The sequence below is a fragment of the Nitrospira sp. genome (assembly GCA_029194665.1).
Taxonomy (GTDB): Bacteria; Nitrospirota; Nitrospiria; order Nitrospirales; family Nitrospiraceae; genus Nitrospira_D.
Genome location: JARFXO010000001.1, coordinates 294,532 through 314,186, shown reverse-complemented (window position 1 = coordinate 314,186; position 19,655 = coordinate 294,532). Strand labels below are relative to the sequence as shown.

The following is a 19,655-nucleotide window of genomic DNA, read 5'->3' as shown; positions in this document are numbered from 1 at the left end:
CGTATGATGAGATCCGTTCGCCCTCTCTACATTCCGCCTTTGAAGGCCGATCATGTCGTGTCCGGCTCGCTCATCCTGCGCGATGGAACGACCGCCGCCATCCGGACGGCTGAGCCGGCTGATGCGACGCTGTTGCAACAGTTCGTCTACCGCTTGTCACCCGAGTCGAGACGTCACCGGTTCTTTTCGGAAAGCATGCCGTCAGCCGACGCTGTCGCAAGCCTGTGTGATTCCTCCAATCCCCGTTCCCAGCTCACGTTGATCGTGACACGAGCATGGGAGGGAGAACCACGCATTATTGCCGCAGGTTCCTACTGGGCGAAGGACGAGCACACGGCAGAGGTGGCCATGGCCGTGGATGATGCTTTCCATGGAAAAGGCCTAGGCACTCTGCTTCTCGAACGGCTTGCCCTGTCGGCCATCCGCTATGGATTTACCCACCTTTGGGCCGTAACCCATGCTGAAAATCTGGCCATGCGAGAAGTCTTTCGTGAATCGGGGTTTGCCACTCATGAAGGCTACGAAGGCGAAGATATGGAAGTGGAATTGTCGCTGATTCCAACGGAAGTCACTGTGGCCCGCGCGGAAGTACGAGAACGCATCGCCACGACCGCCTCCCTCCGACCGTTTTTCCACCCGCAGTCGGTAGCGGTGATCGGGGCCTCACGCGATCCAACAAGTATCGGGTATCGTCTCCTCGAAGCGCTGACGACCAATCGGTTTCGAGGTGCCGTATATCCTGTGAACCCTCACGCGACCGAAATCGCCGGAATCAACGTCTTCCCCTCATTGCACGCGATCACCGAACCAATCGAGCTTGCCGTCATTGCCGTCCCGCGAGACTCCGTATCGTCTGTGATCGATGAGTGCGCCGCAAAAGGAATCAGGGCCTGCGTCGTCATTACGGCTGGATTCGCGGAAGTGGGTTCAGAGGGATCGACCCTTCAGCGGCAGTTGGTCGCGAAAGTCCGACAGCACGGCATGCGCATGATCGGCCCCAATTGTTTCGGAATATTGAACACGGATCCGACCGTCAGGCTCAATGCCACTTTTACCTCGCTGTTTCCGCCTCAAGGCCGAGTAGCGATGTCGTCGCAAAGCGGCGCGTTGGGCCTTGCCACCCTCGCCGGAGCGCGTCGCGTCCAGCTCGGCATTTCATCGTTCGTCAGCGTCGGCAATAAGGCCGATGTTTCGACCAACGATCTCCTCCAATATTGGGAGGAAGACCCTGCGACCGATGTGATCCTCTTGTACGTAGAATCATTCGGCAACCCTCGCCGCTTCGCCCGCATCGCACGGAGGGTGAGTCACCGTAAGCCTATCGTTGCAGTCAAAGCGGGACGCACCCAATCAGGGAGACGTGCCGCCAGTTCACATACGGCGGCCCTTGCGGCGAGTGATGTGGCCGTTGAAGCGTTGTTTCGCCAAGCCGGTGTCATTCGCGCCGAGACGCTCGATGACATGTTGGTGCTGGCAACCGGACTCGCGGCTCAACCGCTCCCGCCTGGACGCCGAGTCGGCATCATCACGAATGCCGGAGGACCCGCCATCCTCTGCACGGACGCCTGTGAGGCAGGCACCTTGGTGGTTCCGGAACTATCGGCCCGGACCAAAGCGTCTCTCGCCTCCTTTCTTCCGGCCGCCGCCGCCCTAAACAATCCTGTGGATCTCATCGCATCGGCCACACCGGATCAGTACGCGAAGGCGATCGAAACCGTGCTCTCGGCAGACGAGGTCGACGCGTTGATCATCCTGTATGTGTCCGTGACTGTGGCGGACACAGCCGGCATCGCCCACGGCATTCTGGCTGGAATTGATACGGGTCGCAGAGCAGGCGCGGAGGCCAAGCCCGTGCTGCTCAGTTGGATGGCGGAAGGTGATATGGAGCGTACGTTTCATTGCCAAACTGAAACCATTCCGACCTACCACTTGCCGGAGATCCCTGCACTGGTGCTCAGCAAAGCGGCTTCTTACGTGGAATGGCGGCAACGACGGCCTGGGATGGTGCCCGACTTCGATGATCTTGATCTTTCAGTCGCACGAAAAATCTGTGCGACCGGTCTTGCGCGCCGCGGAGCCGGCTGGTTGACGACAGAAGAAACACGAAACGTCCTGAGTGCGATGAGACTCCCTGTTCAGCCTGGCGGAGTGGCGAGGACGGCCGACGAAGCAGCAGCCTTGGCAAGGCAGGCCGGCTATCCGGTCGCCGTCAAACTAGCCTCACATCAGATCGTGCACAAAACTGAGATCGACGGCGTGCAGTTGAATCTCACGAACGAAGAGGCGGTTCGCAGAGCGTTTGACTCGATGAAAACGCGACTCGCCGAGACCGGCCGGCTCGATGCCATGGAAGGAGCACTCGTGCAGCCGATGGTCACCGGTGGCGTGGAAGTGATGATCGGAGTCACTGACGATCCCCTATTCGGCCCCTTGATCGCGTTCGGTCTCGGTGGGATCCACGTAGAGATTCTTGGCGATGTCCAGTTCCGCATCACGCCGCTCACCGACCGTGACGCCGTAGAGATGATCCGTGGAATCAAAGGCTATCGGCTGCTTACCGGCTATCGAGGACATCCATCGGCCGATCTTGAAGCCTTGGAAGAGACGTTGCTGCGGGTATCTCGTCTCGTTGAAGAAATTCCGGAGATCAGCGGGCTCGACTTGAATCCGATCTTCGCCCTTCCACCGGGCCAAGGCTGCCGCATCGTGGATGCGAGGATACGAATCAATCATGCCGACTCACCTCTACCGAAGCTCTATGGCCAAGCCGATAATCATTGATAGGCCTTCACAATCTGGTCGATGGAAGCGGTTTCCTGATATTCCCGGTGTTTCTTGAGCGCGGCGAAGTCGTGCTCGATGGGGTTCAGGTCGGGCGAATAGGGTGGCAAAAACAGCAGCGTGGCGCCGGTATGCTCGATGAGTTGCGCCGTTTCCGAAGATTTGTGAAAGGCCGCGTTGTCCATGATGATCAGGTGCTCGCGGGTCAGCCGCGGGCACAGCCTTGTTTTGAGCCAGGCGTTGAACACCGCGGCATCGCACGTGCCTTCGAAGAGGCAGGGTTCTGCAAAATCTGGCCCGATGCGGGCGGCGATCTGCGAGGTGCGAGGTCTTCTATGCCCTGACGTCAGGCCGTACACGCGCTGTCCCCTGGGTGCATACCCATAGCGGCGAGTCACGGAAGGCGCGAAGCCGCACTCATCGACAGGCACGAGCTGCAGGCCGCGACGAATGTACCGCTCCCGAAGACGCAGAAACCTTCTTCGTTGCAGCGGGCTACGTTCTTTGTAGCCGGTCGTTTTTTTTCCGGGTCCATCCCATCTTGTGGAGCGCGTGCCAGATGCAATGGCGCGAGACCCCGAAATGCCGAGCCGCTTCCGCCTGTGTCAGGTCCTCATGTGTGGTAACATGACGCCGCATGGCCTCCCAATCCAGTTTGTGAGCAGTTTTGGGCCCAGGGCGCTTATGTGTCAGCCCACCGGGTTTGAGCCACCGGTACACGCTCGCCTCGCCCACCTGGAGCCGCCTCCGCCTTGCTGCCACCACGTCGTACAAAATCCACCACCCGTTGGCGCACATCTACTGAGCATCTCATGCGCACAGGATCGCCCAGACGTGCACCCCGTGTCTATCAGTAACTGTAGGCTTAGCTATAACGCCCTGAGCGCGATGAAATCCGTTTACCCCCTCTACATCCGCCTTTGAACCCATAAACGGCAGTTGAAGCATCGGCCTGCTCCGGGATAGCCTTGCTGGCAGCGGATAGGCAGCACATTGCCTGGTACGAAGGGAGTCACCCAATGGGTGAAGCACCACGCAAGGCCTTGGCAGGACCGAACGGGGCGATCGCACTCGGTACGTTCGGGGGGGGGCGAATCCACGTCGAGTGGGATCCGGCCGCAGCCGTCACGCCGCTCGGCCAGTTGCCATTCTTCATCGAATTTCTCAAAGTGAGCGGCGTATTCGAGGCGTGGGTGGCCGATTGCCCGCTGGCCTACCAGAGCACCCACGCGTCGGATAAACGCGCGCTGCTCGCGACCTTGCTGCTGTCGATCCTGGCCGGCCACCATCGGTATGCGCATATCACGGCGATTCGCTATGACGGGATTCACCCCGAGTTGTTGGGCGTGTCGAGACTCGTCGAAGAACGTGAAGGCCCTCATCAAAACGTGGTTCCGCTCCACCGCGTGGGAAGAGGCAGGTCAAGGATGGGAAGGGGTCGAAGATACGCTGCTGCTGTCAGGCTGGAGCCGGACCCGGCGCGTCATCGTACTGCGCCGAGCACTCACCGGCGAGATGCTGCTCACCGGGAAGGACGACGATCAGGAGCTGCTCGCCTTCATTGAGAGCGACGTGCGGGTCACCTCGACCCCATACGAGATCCTCGCACTCGCCCAGCTCTATCGCGATCGGGCCGATGCCGAACGCACCTTCGACGAGCTGAAGCATCAATGGGGCTGGGGCGGCTTTACGACGCAGGATCTTGCGCGCTGCCGGCTCATGGCACGGATGGTGGCGCTGGTCTACAATTGATGGACGCTGTTCGTGCGGCTCGCCCAGCCGCACAAGCACTTCGAGGCGCTCTCCAGTCGGCCGCTGTTGCTGCATTGCGTCGCCTCCTATCGCGCTCAGAATCGTGACCCGTCTTGACGTGGTCATAATCCTCTGCCACAAAGGACACCGAGCCAGGAAGGCTCAAGAAGGAGTTTGGTGATGCGAACGGTCAGTCGGCGGATGGTGGACCTCGCCCAATCCGAGATTCGAGCGATGACACAGGCTTGTGCGAGCGTGAAGGGCCTCAATATGGCACAAGGAGTCTGTGACACACCGGTCCCTTCGATCGTTCTCGAAGGGGCAGAGAAAGGCATCAGGGATGGTCACAATGTCTACACCCGCTTCGATGGGTTAGGGGAGTTACGCGAAGCAATAGCCGACAAGCTGGTGCACTATAACGATATTAGAGCCGATCCAGAAACACAGATCACCGTCAGCGCCGGGGCCACCGGCGCCTTTCACTGTGCCTGCGCGGCACTCCTCAACCCCGGAGACGAAGTCATCCTGTTTGAGCCGTACTATCAATACCATGTCAGCGCACTCGTGGCCGTCGAAGCCGTTCCTGTAGTCGTCAAAATGCAGCCGCCGGCATGGACGTATTCCCTGACCGAGCTCGAGCAGGTCCTGACGTCGAATACGAAGGCCATTATCGTCAATTCGCCCGGCAACCCATCAGGCAAGATATTCAGCAGAACGGAACTTGAGGCGCTGGCTGATTATGCCTGCCGGCACGATCTATTCGTCATGACGGATGAAATCTACGAATACTTTCTCTATGACGGGCGGCGTCATGTGAGCCTGGCCTCCTTGCCTGATATGGCCGAACGGACTGTGACCGTCGGAGGGTACTCCAAGACGTTCAGCGTCACAGGGTGGCGCATCGGGTACAGTGTGGCTGCGCAGCGATGGACAAAAGCGATCGGCGCGATGAATGATCTCCTCTACGTCTGTGCTCCGGCGCCGCTCCAAATGGGCGTGGCTCGCGGTATCAGAGAATTGCCCGACGATTTCTATGGAACCCTGGCTCGAGAATATCAGCATAAGCGCGACAAATTTTGCGGCGCACTGACCAAGGCGGGCCTCACGCCATCAATCCCAGAAGGCGCCTATTACGTGTTGGCGGATGTGTCTCGACTTCCAGGCGACACAGGGAAAGCTCGTGCTCTGCATCTGTTGGAGCAGACCGGTGTGGCCGGTGTGCCAGGAGAGGCATTTTTTGCCGGACGGAAAGGCGCCGACTTCATCCGTTTCAGTTATGCGAAGACTGAGTCGGATCTCGATGAAGCCTGTCGGCGGCTGACTCAAGCCGATTTCTAAAAAGGCTGCTCGTTCTCTGCAGAGACCGGCCGAGCGAGGAGCTTGAGTTGTTGTGCGAGGGCATCAGGACAGTGCGGGCTGGTCGCGATGATTCCGCGATACCGAGGCTCGGGCCGGTTAAAGGTCAGGTTATGCCCGCGGCCATCGGAGATGGTTCCATCCGCTTCGGCGATGAGAAGAGTTCCCGCCGCAACATCCCATTCATTTTCCGGTTCGAGCGTCGCGGCGGCATGAATGCGCCCGCTCGCAGTGAGGGCGATGGCCCAGGCGATTGAACGTATGGTACGGCTGTTGGCATACGGCTCAAGTGATGCGAAGCGACCGATTTGGAGCTCCCATGGGCTGAGTGCCACGATCGGGAGCTGGTCTTCCCACAGTCCTGGTGAGGTAACCTGCTTGTCATTGAGATGAAGACCTCCACCTCGTGTGGCCGTGAATAACTCGTCAGTCGAGGGGTTGAAGATGGCTGCCACGACAGGTTGGCCCCGTTCAACGAGGGCGACGGAGATGCAGAACTCCGGTTCCCCACTGATGAAGGCCTTCGTCCCATCTATCGGATCGACGACCCAGACCCTGGTTTTACGGAGCCTTTCCAGATCATCCGGCGATTCCTCCGACAGCCAACCATCCAGAGGAAAGGCCGACTGTAGGCGAGATAGGAGAATCCGATTCACGGCCAGGTCCGCCGAGGTCACCGGCGAGTGGTCAGGCTTCTGAATCGTCTCAAATCCCTCGACCATCAACCGCAAGGCTTCCTCTCCAGCCTTCCGGATCACATCGATGAGAACGTCACGTTCGTAGTCCCATGCCATGACGGAAGAGTAGCAGCCTCGGTGCCAGATGAAAAGCAACGACCCTGTGCCGGCTTGACCTGGTCATAGAATCATCGTACAAGCACGATATCATGAAATTGATCCAGAAACGGTCAAGGAAGTCGGGACTGTCGCCCGGAACGCTCGTCCACATCGGCGAGACGCGAACCGAGGCCGTGACGATGACCCTGTTCAATTATGCCGGTACCCGATGCGAAGAACAGGTCGTCAAAGACGCGAAGGAGCTTCGACTGCCTGCCGACGAAACGGTCACCTGGGTCGATGTCGGCGGCGTGCACAAGATCGACATCCTGGAAGCCTTCGGGAAACAGTTCAATCTCCACCCGCTTCTGCTGGAAGACATCGCGAATACCGATCAGCGCCCCAAGCTCGATGACTATGAGGCATATTTCTTTCTTGTCATGAAGATGCTCACGACCTCCGACCGCGGAGACATACTGGTCGAACAAGTCAGTTTCGTCCTTGGGCGAAACTACGTCCTCTCGTTCCAAGAGAATGGAACCGATGTTTTTCAACCGGTGAGGGATCGCCTCCGAAGTGGTAAGGGGCGGCTTCGTCAAAGTGGATCGGACTATCTGCTCCATGCACTCGTTGATGCCGTGGTCGACCGATATTTCGCTGTTCTCGAAATGCTCGGGGAGCGGATTGAGTTGCTGCAAGAGCGCGTGATAGCCGATCCGAAGCCGGATACACTCAAAGACATTCATGCGCTCAAACAGCAGCTCCTGTTCGTGCGGCGCGCCGTTTGGCCCCTGCGGGAAGCGATCAACAACCTGTCTCGATCGGACTGTCCATTTTTGCATGAACCCACCAAGGTATTTTTTCGAGACGTCTACGACCATGTGGTGCAGATCGTCGACACCATCGAGACGTTGCGAGAAATGGTCTCCGCGAGTCTCGATATTTACCTATCAAGTGTCAGCTATCGGCTGAACGCCGTCATGCGTGTCCTGACGGTGATCACGACGATTTTCATGCCACTCACCTTTATTGCGGGCATCTACGGCATGAATTTTGAGCATATGCCGGAGTTGAAATGGCCCTGGGGTTACGCGATGGCGTTGGGCTTAATGGGAATTGTGGCAACCGCTATGCTGATCGGGTTCCGTCGAAAGAAATGGTTGTAGATGGCGAGGCAGGCTACTCTTCCTGAACTTCCACCTTATCCACGAAATAGGCGGTCTCACCGAAGCAGTTGGTTGGAATATGGCGATACTCTTTGTAATGCAAGATCACCCGTTTCCCCATCACTTCCGATAATTCCACAGCGACGTTATCGTTCCAGATCGTAAATTGCCAGAGAACGGGCGCCGTTCCCGGCACGGTCGTCATTGCCAACTCCCCTTCATGTGTCTTACACAACCAGCCTCTCGTAGAAAATTGTTGGATGTACCCAGCCCGGTCTCCATCCGAATAGGTCCAGTTGAACACGACGATCAAGTAGGCAGCGCCTACAAAGAAAAGGAGCACCAAAACCACCTTCACCAAGATCTCCTCATTTACGAATGAACGTCACTGAACAGCCACGGCGCTTCAGCCTTTCGTCGAATTTCATAGGTTTTGATTGCGCCTTCATGTTGGAGGGTGAGACCGATCGCATCAAGCCCTCGATAGAGACAGTCTTTGCGGAAGGGGTCGATCTCGAAGCGATAGGTGGTTCCCTTCGGAGTGGTCATTGTTTGCTGGTACAGGTCTACCGTGAGACGGTAACCGTCGGTGTCGATCACGTCCTTCATGAGCTGCTGCACCTCTTCAGCTCTCAACACCACAGGGAGGATGCCGTTCTGAAAACAATTGTTGTAGAAAATGTCAGCAAAGCCGGGAGCAATGAGGCACCGGAACCCTTGATCCAGGAGAGCCCAAGGCGCATGCTCACGCGAGGAGCCACAGCCGAAATTGTCTCTGGTTAAGAGGATCGTTGCGCCCTGATACCGTGACTGGTTCAAAAAGAACGATGGATCAGGCGAGCCGTCTTTTCGTTTTCGCCAATCAAAGAACAGACCTTCGCGCAGCCCGGTGCGCTTGATGGTCTTTAGAAATTGCTTCGGAATCACCTGATCAGTATCGACGTTCACGCGATCCAGGGGAGCGACGAGACCGGTTAGTGTCGTGAAAGGTTCCATTGCGGATTCAGCTCCAATGTCGGATATCAACAAAGTGGCCTTCAATGGCCGCGGCAACTGCCATGGCAGGCGACACCAGGTGGGTGCGACCTCCGGCTCCCTGGCGGCCCTCGAAATTCCGATTGCTCGTAGAGGCACAGCGCTCACCCGGCTTCAGCACATCGGCATTCATCGCAAGACACATGCTGCACCCAGCCTCGCGCCACTCAAACCCTGCATCGAGGAACACCCGGTCCAGTCCTTCAGTCTCCGCCTGTTGCTTGATGAGCCCCGATCCAGGAACCACCATCGCATGGACGGTTTTTGCGACCTTCTTGCCCTTCGCGAAGCCGGCGGCGAGCCGAAGATCTTCGATCCGGGAGTTCGTACAGGAGCCGATGAAAACCTTGTCGATTGTGATATCAGTAATCGGCATATTGGGTGAAAGCCCCATGTAGGCTAATGCCCGTTCGGCAGCATTCCTCGTTTTCTCGTCCGGCATCGTTCGAGGATCCGGGACATTCTGATCCACACCAAGTACCATACCGGGGTTGGTGCCCCAGCTGACCTGCGGCGCAATCTGTTCTGCCTGCAATGTTACGGTTGCATCATACTTGGCGTCAGCATCAGTCTTGAGCTGCCGCCATGCCTGAGTCGCCTGCGCGAATAGTTCTCCCTTTGGCGCTAACGGCCGGCCCTTGATGTAGGCAATTGTCTTGTCGTCAGGGGCGACCATGCCGGCACGAGCGCCACCCTCGATCGACATATTACAGAGGGTCATACGACCCTCCATGCTGAGGGAACGAATAGCGGGGCCGGTATATTCAATCACATAGCCGGTCCCCCCGGCTGTCCCGATCTTCCCAATAATCGCAAGGATAATATCCTTGGCCGAGCAACGGTCGGACAGCCTTCCATCAACGCGCATTTCCATCGTCCTGGGACGCTTCTGCAACAAACATTGAGTGGCCAATACGTGCTCCACCTCGCTAGTTCCAATGCCGAAGGCCAGGGCGCCAAATGCCCCATGGGTGGAGGTGTGGGAGTCGCCACAGACGATCGTTGTACCAGGAAGGGTGAAGCCCTGTTCCGGGCCGATGACATGAACGATACCCTGGCGTATGTCGCTCATGTTGAAAAGGGTGATGCCGAAATCCTTGCAGTTGTCATCGAGCGTTTGGATCTGAAGGGCGCTCACTTGATCGGCGATCCCAAGCCGCCGGTCCGTAGTGGGAACATTATGATCCGGCACGGCGAGTGTTGCGGCAGGTCGTCGTGGACGGCGTCCTGTAAGCCTTAACCCTTCGAAGGCTTGAGGGGATGTCACTTCATGAACCAATTGTCGATCGATGTACAGCAGCGTCGTTCCGTCCGGTTCTGACCGGACGACATGCGAATCCCAAATCTTGTCGAATAAGGTCTTGCCTGCCATCCCAACTCCTCAGTCATCCAAGCGCCAACTACGCCATTATACAGAGAAGTCCCATAGCTTTGACAAGGTGCCTGTGCGCCCTCTGTTAGTTCTCCGGCGACACCTCGCCGAAGCGCGTCCGTCTTCGCCAAGGTTTGAAGAATGCACACTCATTCATCCATGGCTTCACCACTTGGCTTCTGGCATAGGCGGGTGCAACTTGCTCCTTCTCGCGAGACCTGGTACCACTCACGTCTGTGAAGACTGCGCAGTGGAACGAGCCATGTATTGTAGAGTGGAGTCAGCTGTTGTTGGACAGCTATCGTCATTGGATTGGAAAGGAGCTGATCGAGCGGGCGGGCGATATGAACCAGCAAGCCCGAACATTGTTCGAAGCCTCCTTTGTCGTGGTGTCGCATGGTGTCGAACCGGACCCGATCTTGAATTATGGCAATCAAGCGGCGTTGGGTCTCTGGGAGATGTCCTGGGCGCACTTCGTCAAAACACCGTCGCGACTCACGGCCGAGCCGGATGACCGTACCGAGCGGGCCAAGATGTTAGAACGAGCCAAGCTCTACGGTTACTTCGATGGATATCGAGGAATCAGAATTTCTTCGACGGGGCAACGCTTCCTTGTCGAGCAGGCACTGATTTGGAATGTTCTCGATTCGGCTGGGGCACCTCTCGGACAAGCAGCGACATTCTCACGATGGTCGAACATGCAGATACCTAGATGAAAAGAGGAGGATAGTTTCGCAAAAATTGTGGGCAGTCAGGTCCAGAGTTCGAGGGGGCCGTGGTTCGCGATACCCTGCAGCAGGTCTCGGATGGCAAGGATGCCTACGACGCGGCGATTGTGATCCAAGATTGGAACAGCATGAATCTGTTCGTCGAGCATGACGCGAGCAATGTCACGGATCTCTGTCACAGGCGTGGCCGAGATAACGCGGGAGGTCATGATTTCGGCCAATCGCCGCCCGGAAGGCTGTCGCTGATTGGCGGCGGTGATAAGTTCTGGAACATGGTGGAGTAGGTCCTGATAGGACACCATTCCGACGAGGGTGTCGTGCATCGATGTGACGGGGATATGGTGGAATCCTTTGTGTGACATGCTCGTCCAGGCGTCCAGCAAGGTGCTGTCGGATGGAAGGGAGAGAACCGGAGTGCTCATCAAGTCTCGCGCCAGGATTGCAGGTTTCAGGTGGGTCCGTTCGATACTCTGCTGCTGATAAGCCGTTTGTGCTGCCAAGGCTGAGCGATCCAATGAAGAGGAATGTTGCCCATGGTGCCCTCGCTCTCCAGGGGATTCGGCACGGCCGTTCCGTGGGCCAACCGGCTTGATCGGATACGTCTCCACGATTCCATTGACCGACAGAATGATGGGCATGCTGTAGTTCCTCACCTGCCATATCGGAATCACCGGAAAATACTTAAACTGGGGATCTTGCAAGATCGCTCAAGCGACATGCTTCTCGCGAGACGCCTCTCGGCAACACTTTAGAAAGCCGGATTTTCGAGTGCAATATTGCAATATGTTGGTTCTCGCAATCTCGGCGTTCCAAATCGGTTGCTTCCGTTTTAAGCCATATGCTATAAGGCAAGAAGGTTAGTCGTGTAATGTGGTGAATGTTGATAGTTTGGTGATTGAGAACCGGTGCATAGACAATAGACGAAAGGCACACATTACCAAATCTTGCACGTCCTCCAAGTTTGACATCGTACATATAATTTAATTCACAAGACTCTATTTATCTCTTCTTTTATCTTAAGGGGGGTAGTCATGAGCAAGACATTGTGGGCGGTCTTTCTCGGCCTTGGGATGGTCTTGGCTGGGGTTTCAGGGGCCTATGCTCTTCAAGCAGGTGGCGTTGAGACCGGTGATCTGGAAACCGGTTCTGTCGTCGGACAGCCGTTTAAGGAGCTGAACGTGGATGCTTCGTTCTACTCGATCGACATCGGCAATATGAAGACCTGGTATCCTCCCACGACGGTCATCGATTTTAAGGGGCGTCCTGGGGCACCGGTTCTGATAAAAGTGACGAATAATTCCACTACCGAACATGGTTTTCAGCTGAGTGCTGCTGCCAATCAATCGGGGCCGTTTGTCTTGGATGCCAAGTTAGTGCTCAAGCCAGGGGAGACGCGTTACATCGGTGTTCCAACCAGTGATTTGTTTTATGTAGTGGGAAGCGTCCTCGAATATCGCTGCCATCTGCATCCGGCCCATGTCGGCGGCAAGTTGGTTATGCTCAAGTAACTTATTTCGATTCGGACGATAAAAAAGGCCTCGGTGAAAGCCACCGAGGCCTTTTTTTCTATCCCAATCACCAAATGCCAAAAACAAAGGGCCCTGGCTCTCGATGGACCCAGAGCCCTCACATCATAAAGTTAATGGACGGGATCAGTTTCTAACCCCGCTCCATACCTTGGCGGCATCTATTCCTTTATCTGGATTCAACGTCTTCGCCCTTTCCAGAAGTAAGGCGGTCGTTTCCGGATAGAGAGGGTCAGAAATACAACAATTATCGACGGGGCACACAGCGGCACACTGGGGCTCGTCAAAGTGCCCGACACACTCAGTGCAGCGGTCATGTGCGATCACATAAATATTATCTCCGACTCCTTGCCCATCACCGACGTGATTGCCCTTGGCTTCTGCGTCGCTCCTGGTTTCGAAGATCGCTTCATTTGGACATTCCGGTAGGCATGCTCCACAAGAGATGCATTCATCCGTGATCAATAAAGCCATGACCCAAGCCTCCTTCTCACCACGTAAGACTATTAGAATATTGACAAGTTCACGCGGCTCACACCATAGTGCTTTGTCGGCCCATGGCGAGTAGGCACGCGAAGGCATTCTATTCCCTGATTCTTTTCTAAGTCAACTGAACGAGGTCCGTTCAGAGGACCTAGGTCTTCATTGTGTCTGGGCCATTGGGCTCAACAGAGAAAGAAACCGCTGGTCATCATCAATGGCACCTGATCAACCTCAGACGAGCAATCGAGAACAGCGGAAGAAGCGGATCATCATGATGGCTCTGCTCGCCCTTCTCCTGATGAGCGCATCGGTTTTCCTCGTCGAGCGCAAGGAATCGAGCATCATCGTCGTCAGGTTCCCGAGCGGTGTCGAGTTGGAAGCTGAAGTGGCGGACACGCCGGAGAAGCTGCTCTTCGGGCTTGCCTTTCGCGATGCATTGCCTCCGAACGGCGGCATGCTCTATATCTTTGAGGAAAACGGAATGCATCGCGTGACCACCAAGGAATATCGATTCCCGATCGACATTCTGTGGGTGGACGAGAGTCATCATGTGGTGTATATGCTGGAACATGCAGAGCCATGTACCAAAGATCCCTGCCCTCTTTTCGGGCCACCGCCCGAGGCTGTTCGCTATGTGATACAGGCAGTATCGGGGTTCATTCAGAAGGCCGGAGTTGCAAAGAGCGACGAACTCACATTCGCCCTTCGTATGTAGAGACTGGGAGATCGCAAGAGGACATACGCACGATGAATGGTTTTCAAAAGGTTGCACAGATCGATGAGTTGCCTCCAGGAAACTCAAAGATCGTCAAGATCGATGACCGTCCGATCGCATTGTTCAATGTCGAGGGAAAGTTGTACGCCATCCATAATAGTTGTCCCCATGAGGGGGGGCCGCTTATTGAGGGCAGACTCAAAGGATATGTCATTGCCTGTCCCTGGCATGATCTGGCGTTCGATATCAGAAATGGGCAAGGTATCGACGGCGGCGGGTACTGTGTAGGAAGTTACGAAGTCCGGGTGGATGGGAACGATATTCTGATCGGCCCTCGGCGGAAAATATAAAAACGGACATCCGACTGAACCGTTTGTCTTTGCGACACGCATCAGGATATCGATGTGAGTATTTCCAGCAGCGATCACAACCCTACTTTGGACGGCAGTGACCGCCGCCAAGTCACGGTCGACCAGTCCTTCTTTATCCATCTCTGGGAAGATCGCACCAGAGGTGAGCAGTGGGTGCCGTCTTACGACACCAAAGGACTCGCTCTTCTCAGCGATGAGTTCCTCCGCATCGCGAGCAATAACGCCGTGGAAAACGGCCAGCGCATCTTCGAGTTTAAGGCCGTGCAGTCAGGGCTGTATCAGCTGATTTTTGAAAAGCGCATGGGGTGGAAATTTACTGCCGAAGATCGGCGCTTGTTCAGCATCGAGGCAGCGCCGTCATCCAGGAATTGAGCCGATGCCCGATATCGCGTTCATCAACGGCCGCTTTCTTCCTTGGGAAGAAGCGACCATTTCCATCGATGATCGGGGGTTCCAATTCGGAGATGCCGTCTACGAAGTCATTCGGACCTATCGTGGAAGCCCGTTCGAACTCGCGGCGCACCTTGCTCGATTGGACCGGAGTGCAAGAGAACTGTCGCTCCGCCAACCGTACACCAGCGACCAATGGACAGGGTGGATTCAACAAGGACTCAGCCTGGCCGGATATCGCGATGCCAAGATCTATATTCAGCTTACCAGGGGGGCGGCTCCCCGGGAGCATGGTTTCCCAGTCGAGAGTCACCCAACGGTCGTGATGACCGTCAGGGAGTTTCATCCCCTGGGACCGGAACTCCGCCGGACCGGCGTAAGCGCATGCACCAGGGAGGATCTTCGATGGGGGCGTTGTGATATCAAGAGCGTCAATCTCCTGGCCAACGTCCTAGCCCGCGAAGAAGCGAAGAAGGCCGGCGTCTTCGAAACAATCTTGGTCAGAGATGGCCTCGTCATGGAAGGTGCGCTGAGCAATGTCATGGCTGTGCAAAGCGGCGTTCTCATGACGGCCCCGGAGGGTCCGCGAATTCTATCCGGCGTCACGCGAACCGTCGTGTTACAGTTGGCGAAAAAGGACGACATCGAGGTCGAGGAACGATTCATACCGGTCGACTTCCTGTACCGAGCCGATGAGGTATTTCTGACCGGCACCACGCTCGAAGTACTTGGGGTTGTCCAGATCGATGGGAAAATCATCGGCTCCGGCCAACCGGGTCCTATCACACGAACGTTGGCTGCTCGCTGGGCGCTGTTGACCGGCTAGTACTCTTGCTTTGAACAGAGGTGCATGGTATGGTGCTCCCTCTGTAAGTGGGCTCATGCCCACTTTTTTGTTTGGATACATGGCAAAGGGAAATGGGTTGAGCATACCGGGCAATGGTCCGCAGCCGGTTGCCGACCGGTTGCGCGAAGTCATTTCGCCGATCCTATGGACGCTCGGGCTTGAGTTGGTTGATGTCCTGTGCGTGGGGCAAGGTCCTCGCTCGATCGTTCGAGTTTTGATCGATAAATCAGGTGGAGTCAGCATCGCAGACTGTGAGCAGGCACATAAGTTCCTTGGACCGGCCCTCGACGTGGCCGATCCCTTCCCCCATGCCTATACGCTTGAAGTCTCTTCCCCGGGTCTTGATCGGCCCTTCAAGGGATCTCAAGATTATCAACGGGCAATTGGAAAAGAGGTGAGCCTCAAACTTCGACAACCCCTCGAAGGCCAGTGGAGGATCACCGGCGAGCTGGTGCAAGCGGATGAGCAGGTCGTAGTCATGGCGGTGGCCGCGAGGCCGACATCACGGACGGTGAGATTGAATCGAGACTTGATTGCTGAGGCAAAACTGGTCGTGAAAATTTAAGAATGGGAGAGTCGGTGATTGTAAGCGGTAACCCGATGCAGGAGCGAGGCGTATGAACCGAGAACTGATCTCAGTGATTGACGAAATCGGGCGTCAGAAAGGAATCGACAAGGCCCGAGTCATCGGGGCCGTTGAATCCGCCCTGCAGACAGCCGCAAAGAAACGCTTCGGCCAGGCTGAAAACATCCAAGTGGAAATCGACCCAAAGACCGGGGAAATTTCCGTCGTTTCCAAGAAGATCATCGTTGAAACGGTCAGTAATCCCAAAGCAGAGATTTCTCTTCAAGAAGCTCGCCAATATGATAGTGAAGCGGAGGTCGGCGACGAAATCGGCTCGCTGATTGAAATGAACGAATTGGGGAGGATTGCCGCGCAAACAGCGAAGCAGGTCATCTTCCAGAAGGTGCGCGAGGCGGAATGGGAAGCGGTTCAAAAGGAATACTCGACGCGTCAGGGAGATCTCGTGACGGGGATCATTCTCGGAATGGAACGTCGGAATTACCTGGTGGATCTCGGAAAAACGGAAGCCATCCTGCCGATCCAAGAACAGATTCCGCGTGAAACGTACCGGCGCGGTGATCGCGTGAAGGCGATGTTGCTGGAGGTGCGTCGTACGCCGAAGGATGTACAGGTCATTCTGTCTCGTAGCCATCCGCAGTTCGTCGCGAAGCTCTTTGAACTCGAAGTGCCGGAAGTCATGGAAAAGATCATCGAAATCAGATCGGTCGTGCGCGAGCCTGGCGATCGGACAAAGATCGCCGTCACGTCACGTGAAAAGGCCGTGGATCCGGTGGGGGCCTGTGTCGGTATCAAAGGTTCACGCGTGCAAGCGGTCGTTCGGGAGTTGCGCGGCGAAAAGATCGACATCATTACCTGGACCCAGGACCCGCGGGTCTTTATTGCCGAAGCCTTGAATCCTGCGACGATTGAAAAGGTTGGGATCGACGAAGAGAAGAAGTCGGCGCTCGTGGTCGCCGCCGACTCGCAATTATCGTTGGCTATCGGCAAAAACGGTCAGAATGTCCGGCTTGCGGCACGTTTGACGGGCTGGAAGATCGATATCATCAGCGCAACGGAATACGAAAAAGAAAAAGTGGAGCGCGATAAAGAAATTAAAGCCGCGCTCGCAGAGGAAGCCGAGGCTCAGCGATTGCAGGAAGAAGCTCGGCAGGCAGCCAGAGCCGAGGAAGCAACGAGCGGATAGAATACGGAATCGTCCCATGTCTATGCGTGTATACGAACTCGCAAAGCAGTTAGGAATGGAGAATCGAGTGCTCATCCCAGAGCTCAAGAAGATGGGAGCAACGGTTTCTTCCCACAGCAGCACCCTCGACGACGAGCTCGTTCAGAGGGCGTTGGATAAACTGGCATCACGATCGAAAGGTCACGTGACAGGAATCGAAGGAGAGGCCGGTGCAAGGCCGGTGGAGCATGCGAGTCACGGTAAAGCCGCTGCGGCAAGGAGTCACGTCGTCGAAGAACCGCCCAAGCCGGACAAGCGCCGTATACTGATCAAGCGAAAAAAAGAGGATGAACCGGTCGAGGTCCTTGCATCAGCTCCGATTGTTGAGACTGAGCATCAGCCGCAACCGGCGCCCTCGATCACTGTGCCGACGCCGCTTCCAGTCGATGAGCAGCCCAGCAGTGGTGGACAAGTGGATCGCGACCTTCCAGCGGAAGAAGTTCCGGACGAGATTTCCCCACCCGTGCCGACGCCGCTCGTTGCGAAGCAGGAAGAGATACCGGCAAAGCCGACCGTCGCTCCGTCAACGATCGTGGCGCCGACTCCGGAACCGGTGACGGGCAAGAAGAAGAGCATGGCATTTGAGGCCATTGAGGCCGAAGCGCAAAAAGACAAGCTTAAGAGAGCACGAAAACCAGGCCGCCCCAGAGATGGTCAGCAACAAGATGTGAAATTCCGCGAGGATGCCGCCCGCTGGCAAGACCTTCGTGCAATTCCGCTGCAACGACGGGATGACCGATCCAAGCATGTGCACCATAGCACCCTGGCAGAAATTACCAAACCGCGCCGAAAGAGCGTGAAAGTCACCCCACGGACGACGGTCAAAGAATTCGCCGAGTTGATCGGTCAACGGCCGGCGGACATCGTCCGCAAACTGATGGACATGGGGCAAATGCTGACGCTTCACCAGCCTATGAACCTGGATGCTGCGTCGATTTTCGCAGAGGAAACCGGAGTCAAGGTTGACATATCGGTCGAAAAAGTGGGGGACGAGTTGCTGCAAGATGTTGTTGAAACGGGCGGTGATGAACGGCCGGAACCTCGACCGCCGGTCGTGACCATTATGGGACACGTCGATCACGGGAAAACGTCTCTTCTTGATGCGATTCGCCAAACGAACGTGGCGGAAGGAGAGGCCGGCGGCATTACCCAACATATCGGCGCTTATACCGTCTCGGTGCGTGGTAAACAGGTGACGTTTCTGGATACTCCCGGCCACGAGGCCTTCACGGCCATGCGAGCTCGTGGTGCCAAGGTCACGGACATCGTCATTTTGGTTGTCGCAGCAGACGACGGAGTGATGCCGCAAACCATCGAAGCGATCCACCATGCCAAGGCAGCCGGAGTGCCGCTGATCGTGGCGATGAACAAGATCGATAAACCGACCGCCAATCCTGATCGGGTAAAAAACGCCCTCTCTGAACATGGACTGATCTCCGAGGCATGGGGCGGCGATACCATTATGGTCGAGGTATCCGCCAAACAAAAAACGGGGCTCGATACGCTCCTCGAGATGATTTTGCTTCAGGCGGAGGTGCTTGAGCTCAAGGCTGATCCACACAGACAGGCCAAGGGCACCGTCATCGAAGCCAAGATTGAGCGCGGGAGAGGCCCTGTTGCGACAGTGCTGGTTCAGAGCGGAACATTACGGGTGGGAGACGCCTATGTCGTGGGAGCATTCAGCGGGCGTGTTCGAGCCCTCATTAATGATCGTGGCGAAAAAGCGCAGCAGGCAGGGCCGTCCATTCCGGTCGAAGTGATCGGGTTGCCGGGTGTTCCGTCGGCGGGAGATGTCTTCCATGTCGTCTCCAATGAAAGAGTCGCCCGGGAGATAGCCGAAGAACGAGCTCAAAAGCGACGGGCGGCGGAGTTGACCGGTCCATCGAAAGTGTCGTTGGATGATCTGTTCGCGAAGATCCAAGAAGGATCCGTGAAGGAATTGGCCATTGTCATCAAGGCCGATGTACAAGGATCGTCCGAAGCATTGGCAGGCGCGGTCGAAAAGCTGTCGACCGAGGCCGTCAAGCTTCGTGTGATTCATAATGGAGTCGGCGGAGTCATGGAATCCGATGTGCTGCTCGCCGCCGCATCACGAGCCATCATCATCGGCTTCAATATCAGGCCCGAGCCGAAGGCCACCGCGTTAGCCGAGCAGCAGGGCGTCGATATCAGGCTCTACACGATCATTTATGACGCCATTGCCGACATCAAGGCAGCGATGGAGGGATTGCTGGAGCCTACCCTGAAAGAACGTGTGCTGGGGCGAGCAGAAGTTCGGCAGGTATTTACGATTCCGAAGGTCGGAGCCGTGGCAGGGTCTTATATCATCGACGGGACGATCGCTCGGTCAAGTGCCGGGGTACGCGTGATTCGGGACAATGTGGTGGTCTATCAGGGGAAACTCGGTTCCTTGCGGCGTTTCAAGGACGATGTCCGTGAAGTGCAGCAAGGATACGAATGTGGCTTGAGCATCGAGAATTTCAACGATGTCAAAGCCGGCGATATCATCGAGGCCTATGCCATCGATAAGATCGCGGCAAAACTCTAGC

General features: G+C 56.3%; 21 protein-coding genes. 14 read left to right on the top strand and 7 right to left on the bottom strand.

Annotation, left to right across the window (positions count from 1 at the left end):
• The first annotated feature begins 3 nt into the window (after positions 1–3).
• A complete protein-coding gene (locus P0119_01490; GenBank protein ID MDF0664725.1) occupies positions 4–2,781 on the top strand; it encodes a GNAT family N-acetyltransferase in 2,778 nt (925 codons plus the stop codon).
• Here the strand turns inward: P0119_01490 and P0119_01485 are convergent.
• The gene (locus P0119_01485) at positions 2,775–3,347 is read right to left on the bottom strand and encodes an IS630 family transposase (GenBank protein ID MDF0664724.1); all 573 of its coding nucleotides are present in this window, start codon (positions 3,345–3,347) and stop codon (positions 2,775–2,777) included. The genes P0119_01490 and P0119_01485 overlap by 7 nt on opposite strands.
• A 453-nt stretch (positions 3,348–3,800) precedes the next feature.
• Here P0119_01485 and P0119_01480 point away from each other — a divergent pair, with 453 nt between their 5' ends.
• The 3 genes from P0119_01480 to P0119_01470 all read left to right on the top strand — a co-directional run bounded on the left by P0119_01480 (position 3,801) and on the right by P0119_01470 (position 5,871).
• The gene (locus P0119_01480) at positions 3,801–4,346 is read left to right on the top strand and encodes a hypothetical protein (GenBank protein ID MDF0664723.1); all 546 of its coding nucleotides are present in this window, start codon (positions 3,801–3,803) and stop codon (positions 4,344–4,346) included.
• A gap of 7 nt (positions 4,347–4,353) precedes the next feature.
• Positions 4,354–4,533 (top strand): transposase, encoded by a 180-nt coding sequence (locus P0119_01475; protein MDF0664722.1) that lies wholly within the window; start codon positions 4,354–4,356, stop codon positions 4,531–4,533.
• Positions 4,534–4,713: 180 nt separating this feature from the next.
• Positions 4,714–5,871 (top strand): aminotransferase class I/II-fold pyridoxal phosphate-dependent enzyme, encoded by a 1,158-nt coding sequence (locus tag P0119_01470; GenBank protein ID MDF0664721.1) that lies wholly within the window; start codon positions 4,714–4,716, stop codon positions 5,869–5,871.
• Here P0119_01470 and P0119_01465 read toward each other — a convergent pair.
• Positions 5,868–6,683: a 3'(2'),5'-bisphosphate nucleotidase CysQ gene (locus P0119_01465; protein MDF0664720.1), complete on the bottom strand. Its 816-nt coding sequence runs from the start codon at positions 6,681–6,683 to the stop codon at positions 5,868–5,870. The two genes, P0119_01470 and P0119_01465, sit on opposite strands and share 4 nt — an antisense overlap.
• Before the next feature lie 92 nt (positions 6,684–6,775).
• Here P0119_01465 and corA point away from each other — a divergent pair, with 92 nt between their 5' ends.
• The gene (corA, locus tag P0119_01460; GenBank protein MDF0664719.1) at positions 6,776–7,831 is read left to right on the top strand and encodes a magnesium/cobalt transporter CorA; all 1,056 of its coding nucleotides are present in this window, start codon (positions 6,776–6,778) and stop codon (positions 7,829–7,831) included.
• Between the two features lie 13 nt (positions 7,832–7,844).
• Here the strand turns inward: corA and P0119_01455 are convergent, their stop codons facing one another.
• From P0119_01455 to leuC, 3 genes are read right to left on the bottom strand one after another with little or no spacing between them, the layout of a single operon-like run.
• Entirely contained in the window at positions 7,845–8,192 is a 348-nt protein-coding gene (locus P0119_01455; protein ID MDF0664718.1) for a hypothetical protein, read from the bottom strand.
• An 11-nt stretch (positions 8,193–8,203) separates the two neighbouring features.
• Entirely contained in the window at positions 8,204–8,827 is a 624-nt protein-coding gene (gene leuD, locus P0119_01450; protein MDF0664717.1) for a 3-isopropylmalate dehydratase small subunit, read from the bottom strand.
• Positions 8,828–8,834: 7 nt separating this feature from the next.
• Entirely contained in the window at positions 8,835–10,238 is a 1,404-nt protein-coding gene (gene leuC, locus P0119_01445) for a 3-isopropylmalate dehydratase large subunit (protein ID MDF0664716.1), read from the bottom strand.
• Positions 10,239–10,474: 236 nt separating this feature from the next.
• Between leuC and P0119_01440 the strand changes: the two genes are divergently transcribed.
• Entirely contained in the window at positions 10,475–10,954 is a 480-nt protein-coding gene (locus P0119_01440; protein MDF0664715.1) for an MEKHLA domain-containing protein, read from the top strand.
• Positions 10,955–10,989: 35 nt separating this feature from the next.
• Here P0119_01440 and P0119_01435 read toward each other — a convergent pair whose 3' ends face one another.
• Positions 10,990–11,604 carry a CBS domain-containing protein gene (locus tag P0119_01435; protein ID MDF0664714.1) on the bottom strand — a complete coding sequence of 205 codons (615 nt, stop codon included), beginning with the start codon at positions 11,602–11,604 and terminating at the stop codon, positions 10,990–10,992.
• A gap of 393 nt (positions 11,605–11,997) precedes the next feature.
• Between P0119_01435 and P0119_01430 the strand changes: the two genes are divergently transcribed.
• A complete protein-coding gene (locus P0119_01430) occupies positions 11,998–12,474 on the top strand; it encodes a hypothetical protein (protein MDF0664713.1) in 477 nt (158 codons plus the stop codon).
• 144 nt (positions 12,475–12,618) lie between these two features.
• On the opposite strand, the gene P0119_01425 is transcribed toward P0119_01430, so the two are convergent.
• A complete protein-coding gene (locus P0119_01425; protein ID MDF0664712.1) occupies positions 12,619–12,966 on the bottom strand; it encodes a 4Fe-4S dicluster domain-containing protein in 348 nt (115 codons plus the stop codon).
• Between the two features lie 223 nt (positions 12,967–13,189).
• Between P0119_01425 and P0119_01420 the strand changes: the two genes are divergently transcribed.
• Genes P0119_01420 through infB form a run of 7 tightly spaced genes read left to right on the top strand, consistent with a single transcriptional unit; the run spans position 13,190 to position 19,654 of the window.
• Positions 13,190–13,690, top strand: coding sequence for a DUF192 domain-containing protein (locus P0119_01420; GenBank protein MDF0664711.1), 501 nt, complete (start codon positions 13,190–13,192; stop codon positions 13,688–13,690).
• A gap of 32 nt (positions 13,691–13,722) precedes the next feature.
• Entirely contained in the window at positions 13,723–14,040 is a 318-nt protein-coding gene (locus P0119_01415) for a Rieske 2Fe-2S domain-containing protein (protein MDF0664710.1), read from the top strand.
• Between the two features lie 54 nt (positions 14,041–14,094).
• Positions 14,095–14,433 carry a protease inhibitor I42 family protein gene (locus P0119_01410; GenBank protein ID MDF0664709.1) on the top strand — a complete coding sequence of 113 codons (339 nt, stop codon included), beginning with the start codon at positions 14,095–14,097 and terminating at the stop codon, positions 14,431–14,433.
• Positions 14,434–14,437: 4 nt separating this feature from the next.
• A complete protein-coding gene (gene dat / locus P0119_01405) occupies positions 14,438–15,277 on the top strand; it encodes a D-amino-acid transaminase (protein MDF0664708.1) in 840 nt (279 codons plus the stop codon).
• Between the two features lie 55 nt (positions 15,278–15,332).
• Complete coding sequence (locus P0119_01400) at positions 15,333–15,863, top strand: ribosome maturation factor RimP (protein MDF0664707.1); 531 nt, start codon at positions 15,333–15,335, stop codon at positions 15,861–15,863.
• A 52-nt stretch (positions 15,864–15,915) separates the two neighbouring features.
• Complete coding sequence (gene nusA, locus P0119_01395) at positions 15,916–17,067, top strand: transcription termination factor NusA (GenBank protein MDF0664706.1); 1,152 nt, start codon at positions 15,916–15,918, stop codon at positions 17,065–17,067.
• Between the two features lie 16 nt (positions 17,068–17,083).
• Positions 17,084–19,654: a translation initiation factor IF-2 gene (gene infB, locus P0119_01390; GenBank protein MDF0664705.1), complete on the top strand. Its 2,571-nt coding sequence runs from the start codon at positions 17,084–17,086 to the stop codon at positions 19,652–19,654.
• Position 19,655: the final 1 nt, after the last annotated feature.

Excerpts from the sequence above, each read along its gene's own strand:
- corA (MDF0664719.1), top strand. The coding sequence starts at position 6,776 with ATGAAATTGATCCAGAAACGGTCAAGGAAGTCGGGACTGTCGCCCGGA.
- P0119_01490 (MDF0664725.1), top strand. The coding sequence starts at position 4 with ATGATGAGATCCGTTCGCCCTCTCTACATTCCGCCTTTGAAGGCCGAT.
- P0119_01480 (MDF0664723.1), top strand. The coding sequence starts at position 3,801 with ATGGGTGAAGCACCACGCAAGGCCTTGGCAGGACCGAACGGGGCGATC.
- P0119_01430 (MDF0664713.1), top strand. The coding sequence starts at position 11,998 with ATGAGCAAGACATTGTGGGCGGTCTTTCTCGGCCTTGGGATGGTCTTG.
- nusA (MDF0664706.1), top strand. The coding sequence starts at position 15,916 with ATGAACCGAGAACTGATCTCAGTGATTGACGAAATCGGGCGTCAGAAA.
- P0119_01425 (MDF0664712.1), bottom strand. The coding sequence starts at position 12,966 with ATGGCTTTATTGATCACGGATGAATGCATCTCTTGTGGAGCATGCCTA.
- leuC (MDF0664716.1), bottom strand. The coding sequence starts at position 10,238 with ATGGCAGGCAAGACCTTATTCGACAAGATTTGGGATTCGCATGTCGTC.
- P0119_01470 (MDF0664721.1), top strand. The coding sequence starts at position 4,714 with ATGCGAACGGTCAGTCGGCGGATGGTGGACCTCGCCCAATCCGAGATT.
- infB (MDF0664705.1), top strand. The coding sequence starts at position 17,084 with ATGTCTATGCGTGTATACGAACTCGCAAAGCAGTTAGGAATGGAGAAT.
- leuD (MDF0664717.1), bottom strand. The coding sequence starts at position 8,827 with ATGGAACCTTTCACGACACTAACCGGTCTCGTCGCTCCCCTGGATCGC.
- dat (MDF0664708.1), top strand. The coding sequence starts at position 14,438 with ATGCCCGATATCGCGTTCATCAACGGCCGCTTTCTTCCTTGGGAAGAA.
- P0119_01465 (MDF0664720.1), bottom strand. The coding sequence starts at position 6,683 with ATGGCATGGGACTACGAACGTGACGTTCTCATCGATGTGATCCGGAAG.
- P0119_01415 (MDF0664710.1), top strand. The coding sequence starts at position 13,723 with ATGAATGGTTTTCAAAAGGTTGCACAGATCGATGAGTTGCCTCCAGGA.
- P0119_01400 (MDF0664707.1), top strand. The coding sequence starts at position 15,333 with ATGCCCACTTTTTTGTTTGGATACATGGCAAAGGGAAATGGGTTGAGC.
- P0119_01420 (MDF0664711.1), top strand. The coding sequence starts at position 13,190 with ATGGCACCTGATCAACCTCAGACGAGCAATCGAGAACAGCGGAAGAAG.
- P0119_01435 (MDF0664714.1), bottom strand. The coding sequence starts at position 11,604 with ATGCCCATCATTCTGTCGGTCAATGGAATCGTGGAGACGTATCCGATC.